Below are 6576 nucleotides of genomic sequence, written 5' to 3'. Positions count from 1 at the left end.
GGTCCGGCCGTAGCTCTGATAGCCGTAGCGGTCGCCGCCATAACGGTTGTCGTCGTAGCGGTAATTGGTCTCGTAGCGGTCGCAGTCGCGGGCCGAGCTGCCGCCGACGCCGGCGCCGACCACGGCGCCGAGAACGCCGCCCAGAATGCTGCCTTCGGTGCGGCGGCCGCGGGCGGCCATCTGCGAGCCGGCCACGGCGCCGACCGTGGCGCCGATCACCGCGCCGCCCGCCTGGCGGTCGTTGCGGTAACTGCGGCAACGGTCGTCGTAGCCGTAGCGGTTGTCCTGATAGCCGTAGCGGTTGTCGTAGTCGTAGGCCCCGTAGCCGTAGGTCTGCGGACCCTGGTAGGTATAGGCCTGGGCCGACGCCGAGGCGGGGGCCAGCAGCATGCCGGCGGCGGCGATGGCGGCGGTGGCGGCGATGGATCGGGCGAACATCGGGTCGGTCCTGGGTTCCGTTGCGAAGATGGAGGCCGAACGAACGGAGCCCCCGGTCTGTTGCATCCAGAGTTAAGGCCCGGAAGCTGAACGGGCTTTGATCGCGCCGTTCATCTTCGTTCAGGTTTCGCCGCGGGCGTGGAGGCTCTAGAAGCGCGCGATGACGGAAACGCTGATCATCTCGCGCGTGGGCGGGCAGGGCGACGGGATCGCCGAAACCCCCGCCGGCCCGGTGTTCGCGCCCCTGACCCTGCCCGGCGAAACGGTGCGGGCCGAGGTGCGCGACGGCCGCGCCGGGTCCGTCGAGATCCTCGTCGCCAGCCCCGACAGGATCGCGCCGGTGTCGCCCCACTACGGCGACTGCGGCGGCTGCTCGCTGCAGCACTGGGCCGCCGGCCCCTATCTGGAATGGAAGCGCGACCAGGTCCGGTTCGCCCTCGCCCGCGAAGGGATCGAAGCCGTGGTCGAGCCGACCGTCGCCGTGCCCCCCGGCACGCGGCGCCGGCTGGCCCTGCACGCCCGGCTCGGGCCGGACGGCAAGGCCATCCTCGGCTTCAAGGCCCGCAAGAGTTGGCGTCTGGTCGAGGTGCGCGTCTGCCCGGTGGCCGACCCCCGGCTGGTCGCCGCCATCCCCGCCCTGACCCGGGTGGCCGAGGCCTTTCTCGAACACCCGAAATCGGCCCCGACCCTGCACGTGACCTGGACTCTGACCGGGCTGGATGTCGACGTCACCGGCGTTGAACGGCGCAGCGGCGGACTGTCGCGCGATGCGCAGGTGCGGGCCATCGAGGCGGCGACGGCGGCCGACCTCGCCCGGCTCAGCCTGGCCGGAGACACTCTGGTGATGTCGCGCCAGCCAGTCGTGGCCTTCGGTCCGGCGACCGTGCCCCTGCCGGCCGGCGGCTTCCTTCAGGCCGTGCCCGAGGCCGAAGCGGCCATGGTGTCGCGCGCGGTCGAGGCCGTGCGCGGCGCGAAGAAGATCGCGGACCTGTTCTGCGGCGCCGGGACCTTCACCTTTCCGCTGGCGACGGTCGCGCCGGTGCTGGCGGCGGACGCCTCGGCCGCCGGCATCGCGGCGCTGAAGGCGGGCGTGGGCACGGCGAAGGGGCTGAAGCCGATCACGGCCGAGGCGCGCGACCTGTTCCGCCGTCCGCTGGCGCCCTACGACCTGCGCGGCTGCGACGCCGTGTTGCTGGACCCGCCCCGCGCCGGGGCGCTGGAGCAGACCCGGCAGATCGCCGCGACCAAGGCGACGGTCGTCGTCTATGTCTCCTGCAATCCGGTCACCTTCGCCCGCGACGCCCGCGTGCTGATCGATGCCGGCTTCCGCCTTGAGCGCGTCACCCCCGTCGACCAGTTCCTGTGGTCCGCCCATGTCGAACTGGTCGGGGTGTTCCGGCGCTAGCGAGCCAGCGCCTTCGCGCCTCCTGCTGCCGGGCCGGAAAGCCGAAGGTCAAATCACGGCGTTTGTGGCGCCGGTGTCAGCCAAAGGAACGCTTTCCCCCATTTCGAGGGAAGGAAGATCAAACAGATCGCCCTGCGGTCTGGCACCGGCTGGAACACGGAATTTGCTCTCGTCCAGCACGCGCCTCGGCCCGTCCAGCCCATAGCGCTTCACCGCCGCCTTGAAGCGCGTGGCGATCAGCTCGGCGACCGGTCCGGTCCCCTTCATGCGCTGGTTCCAGTCGGGGTCGTAGTCGCGGCCGCCGCGGGTCTGGCGGATCAGCGACATCACCCGCGCGGCCCGTTCTGGCCGGGCGTCGACCAGCCACTCGCGGAACAGGTCCTTGATCTCCAGCGGCAGGCGCAGGGTCACATACATGGCCGAGGTCGCGCCCGCCCTGGCCGCCGCCTCCAGCACCGCCTCCAGTTCGTGGTCGTTCAGCCCCGGAATCACCGGCGCGAAGCCGACGCCGACCGGGCATCCCGCCTCAGCCAGCCGGCTGATCGCCTCCAGCCGCTTCGCCGGGGTCGAGGCGCGCGGCTCCATGGCCCGGGCCAGGCCCCGGTCGAGGGTGGTGATCGAGACGAAGGCCGAGGCCAGCCCCTCGCGCCCCATGGCCCCGAGGATGTCGGCGTCGCGGGCGATCAGCACCGATTTGGTGATGATGCTGAACGGATGGCGGAATCTCTGCAGGACCGCGAGGATCGCCCGCGTCGACTTCAGCTCGCGCTCGACCGGCTGATAGGGGTCGGTGTTGCCGCCTATGTGGATGCGCTTGCAGACATATCGCGGCTTGCAGAGCTCCTGCTCCAGCAGACGCGCGGCCTCGGGCTTGAAGAAGAGTCGGCTCTCGAAATCCAGGCCCGGGGATAGGCCCATGAAGGCATGGGACGGACGGGCGTAGCAGTAGATGCAGCCATGTTCGCAGCCCTTGTAGGGGTTGATAGACCGGTCGAAACCGATGTCCGGACTGGTGTTCTTCGCGATGATCGTCCGGGCGTGCTCGGGCGTCAGGGTGGTGCGCAGGGGCGCCGCCGCGACATCGTCGCCGGTCCAGCCGTCGTCGAAGGCCTCGACGGTCTCCGGTTCGAACCGCCCGGTCGCATTCGACCGCGCCCCCCGTCCCTTCGCCGCTTCAGCCATGAGGGGACGATAGCAGCGGAACGGAACAAAGCAAGAACATTATACGGAACCCCCAACAGGCGATTCACGCAGCAGGATGGTGCGGATGAGAGGACTCGAACCTCCACGCCTCGCGGCGCTGGAACCTAAATCCAGTGCGTCTACCAGTTCCGCCACATCCGCATAGGTCCGCTGCGGTCCTAGGCGGCAGGGCGCTTTCCGGCAAGTGCGAGGCGGCCGGCGGACCTTCCTCGAACGGAGAAATCCGCCAATTCGGCTGGCCAATCCGTTCACCATGTGGATAGTGACGCCCCTCAAGAGGGGTCGAGGGGAATCCAATGGCTAACAGTCCGAGCCCGATGCAGGGCTTCTACGATGGCGTGACCAACGTCAGCGACTTCATCTGGGGCGGCACCTGGCACGGAGAGCAGGTGCTGCTGTTCCCGCCGATGGTCGTCATCCTGCTCGGCGTCGGCATCTGGATCATGATCGGCCTGCGCTTCTACCCGATCACCCATCTGGGCATGGCCTTCGCCGGCCTGTTCAAGAAGAACGACGACAAGGAGAAGGGCGAGATCTCGCCGTTCGCCGCCCTGTCGACGGCCCTGTCCGGCCAGGTCGGCACCGGCAACCTCGCCGGCGTCGCCACCGCCATCACCCTCGGCGGGCCGGGCGCCCTGTTCTGGATGTGGGTCACCGCCCTGATCGGCATGTCCCTGGCCTTCGCCGAGGGCTCGCTGGCCATCCGTTTCCGCGAGAAGGGTCCGGACGGCCACTTCCGCGGCGGTCCGATGAACTACATCCGCAACGGCCTCGGCAAGAAATGGGGCTGGCTGGCCGTGGTCTTCTGCATCGGCCTGCTGTTCTCCTCGATCGCCACCGGCAACATGATCCAGGCCAACTCCTTCGCCGACTCCTTCAGCGGTCTGACCGGCCTGCCGGAATGGGGTTCCGGCATCGTCGTCGCCGTGGCCGTGTTCGCGGTCATCATCGGCGGCATCAAGTCGATCGGCGCCATCGCCGAGAAGGTCGTGCCGTTCATGGCCCTGGTCTATCTGGTCATGGCCTTCATCGCCCTGGCGCTGAACTTCACCGCCATCCCGGGCGCCTTCGCCACCATCTTCGAGAGCGCCTTCACTGGCCACGCGGCGGCCGGCGGTTTCGTCGGCGCCGGGATGATTTTGGCCATCCGTTCGGGCGTCGCGCGCGGCCTGTTCTCCAACGAGGCCGGCCAGGGCTCGACCCCCATCGCCCACGCCGTGGCCCAGACCGACGATCCCGCCAAACAGGGCCGGTTCGCCATGATGGGCACCTTCATCGACACCATCATCATCTGCACGGCCACCGGCCTTGTCATGCTGGCGGTGCAGGGGGCCTTCCCCCACACCGGCGCCGACGGCGCCGTGGTGATGCAGAACACTGTCTGGACCTCGGATCTGCGCGGCTTCGCCATGACCGAGGCGGCCTATGCGACGGCCTTCCCGATGATCCTGTTCGGCACGGTGACCCTGGGCGGTCTGGTCGCCTCGATCGCCCTGATCCTGTTCGTGTTCACGACCCTGATCACCTGGGGCTACTACGGCGAGCGGGCCGCGACCTACCTGTTCGGCATGAAGCTGGCCATTCCGTTCCGCCTGTTCTGGGTGGTGATGATCTTCATTGGCTCGTTCCAGGAGATCGAACTGGTCTGGCGTCTCGGCGACATCGCCAACGCCGCCATGGCCCTGCCCAACCTGATCGCCCTGGCCCTGTTGTCCGGCGTCGTCTTCGCCCTCGCCAAGGGGAACAAGACGGCCGGCAAGGACCACGAATAAGAGACGCACCAGCGCCCGGGCCGTTCTCGGCCCGGGCGTTCTTTCGAGGGGCGCTGTTCACGGCGCCCCTCATGAAGAGAGGCGGCCGGTCCTGCGCCGCGCCGCCCGCAAGGGAGTAGAGCTTTGGCTGGAAACATTTCGGCGCCGGGTCAGGCGCGATGGTCCTCGAAGGCCGCCTTCGTCCTGGCGGCCACCGGCTCGGCGGTCGGCCTCGGCAACCTCTGGCGCTTCCCCACCGAGGCGGGCAGCAACGGCGGCGGCGCCTTCGTCCTGCTCTACATCCTCTGCGTCGTCCTGATCGCCATGCCGCTGCTGCTCGCGGAAAGCCTGATCGGCCGTCACGGCCAGCGTTCGACCATCGCCAGCGCCGCCTATCTGGCGCGCCAGTCCCGGGCCAGCCCGATGTGGAGCGTGCTCGCCGTGATCGGCATGCTCGCCAACACCGCCATCCTGACCTTCTACTGCGTCGTCGCCGGCTGGGTGGTCTACTTCATCGGCACGAGCGCGGTCGACCTGATCGGCGCCTTGAGCGCGGGCGAACCGCTGCGGGGCGCCTATGGCCCGCAGTCGGTCGAGCAGATCCAGCAGATGATGCCGACCCTGTTCGCCAATCCGGTCCTGCTGGTCGGCCTGCAGCTCGCCTTCGTGGTCGTGACCGTCTGGATCGTCGCCCGCGGGGTCAAGGGCGGCATCGAGGTGGCGGCCACCTGGTTGATGCCGGCCTTCTTCTTCCTGCTCATCGGCATCACCGTCTATGCGGCGATCATCGGCGACTTCGCCGCCGCCCTGACCTTCCTGTTCACGCCCGACTTTGAGCGCGCCCTGCACCCCGGCGTGCTGAGCTCCGCCCTCGGCCAGGCCTTCTTCTCGCTGAGCCTCGGCGGCGGCGCCATGATCGCCTACGGCGCCTACGCCTCGCGCGACACCAACCTGGCCCAGACCTCGGGGATGATCGCCTTCGCCGACACGGCCGTTGCGGTCATCGCCGGCCTGGCCATCTTCCCGATCGTGTTCAGTGTCGGGATGGAGCCGAACGCCGGCCCGACCCTGATGTTCCAGACCCTGCCGGCGGCGTTCCACGCCATGCCCGGCGGCGCCATCGTCGGCCTGGCCTTCTTCGTCCTGGCCCTGTTCGCGGCCCTGACGTCGTCGGTGTCCCTGCTCGAGATCTCGGTCGGCTGGGTCACCGAGAAGTTCGGCGTCTCGCGGGTGAAAGCCTCGGTCTGGATCGGCGTGCTCGTCTTCCTCGTCGGCCTGCTGTCCGCCCTGTCGTTCAACGTCCTGGCCGACCAGCGTCCGCTCGCCTTCGTTCAGGGGTTCGAAAACGCCACCTGGTTCGACGCCATCGACGGCGTCACCGGCCGGCTGCTGCTGCCGCTGTCCGGCCTGATCACGGCGATCTTCATCGGCTGGGTCGCCGACCGTCAGCTGGTCAACGCCGAGACCGGCCTGAAGGGCGGGGGGCTCGCCGCCTGGCGCTTCCTGATCGCCTGGCTGTGCCCGCTGGCCGTCGCCGCCATCCTCGTCATCGGCCTGTTCCCGCAACTGCTCGGCTGATCCGGCATCACCCGAAATAGAAACGGCCCGGACGCGAGTCCGGGCCGTTTTCGTTTCACGGTCAGCCTCCCCGCGGCTTGGGACCGGTCTGCCATCCGGGCCGCGGGCCGTGACGTCTGACGGGGGCAGGGCAGGGCGGCGCGGAGTCGCGGAACGGAAAAAGGCCCGGGTGTGAGCCCGGGCCTTTCCAGTGTTGCAGAC

At 69.0% G+C, this 6576-nt stretch carries 5 protein-coding genes and 1 tRNA gene; 3 read left to right on the top strand and 3 right to left on the bottom strand.

The annotated features are described in order from the left end of the window. Nucleotides 1–438 (bottom strand): glycine zipper 2TM domain-containing protein (locus RDU12_RS07285; RefSeq protein ID WP_308684351.1); only part of this gene is annotated, 438 nt, incomplete at its 3' end. 160 nt (nucleotides 439–598) lie between these two features. Here RDU12_RS07285 and RDU12_RS07280 point away from each other — a divergent pair. After that, nucleotides 599–1843, top strand: coding sequence for a class I SAM-dependent RNA methyltransferase (locus RDU12_RS07280; protein ID WP_308684350.1), 1245 nt, complete (start codon nucleotides 599–601; stop codon nucleotides 1841–1843). Between the two features lie 48 nt (nucleotides 1844–1891). Here the strand turns inward: RDU12_RS07280 and RDU12_RS07275 are convergent, their stop codons facing one another. Together RDU12_RS07275 and RDU12_RS07270 are read right to left on the bottom strand one after the other, a co-directional pair. Continuing rightward, on the bottom strand, nucleotides 1892–3025 hold the full coding sequence (locus tag RDU12_RS07275; RefSeq protein ID WP_300290381.1) for a PA0069 family radical SAM protein: 1134 nt from the start codon (nucleotides 3023–3025) through the stop codon (nucleotides 1892–1894). Between the two features lie 77 nt (nucleotides 3026–3102). Continuing rightward, nucleotides 3103–3187 (bottom strand) — tRNA-Leu (locus tag RDU12_RS07270). A 155-nt stretch (nucleotides 3188–3342) separates the two neighbouring features. Here RDU12_RS07270 and RDU12_RS07265 point away from each other — a divergent pair. Continuing rightward, the gene (locus tag RDU12_RS07265) at nucleotides 3343–4818 is read left to right on the top strand and encodes a sodium:alanine symporter family protein (protein ID WP_300290378.1); all 1476 of its coding nucleotides are present in this window, start codon (nucleotides 3343–3345) and stop codon (nucleotides 4816–4818) included. Nucleotides 4819–4941: 123 nt separating this feature from the next. Continuing rightward, nucleotides 4942–6375, top strand: coding sequence for a sodium-dependent transporter (locus tag RDU12_RS07260; RefSeq protein WP_300290376.1), 1434 nt, complete (start codon nucleotides 4942–4944; stop codon nucleotides 6373–6375). The last annotated feature ends 201 nt before the right edge of the window (nucleotides 6376–6576 follow it).

Origin of the sequence: Brevundimonas sp. (genome assembly GCF_031082345.1) — a bacterium.
Taxonomy (GTDB): domain Bacteria; phylum Pseudomonadota; class Alphaproteobacteria; order Caulobacterales; family Caulobacteraceae; genus Brevundimonas.
This window is presented reverse-complemented; position numbering and strand designations above follow the sequence as displayed.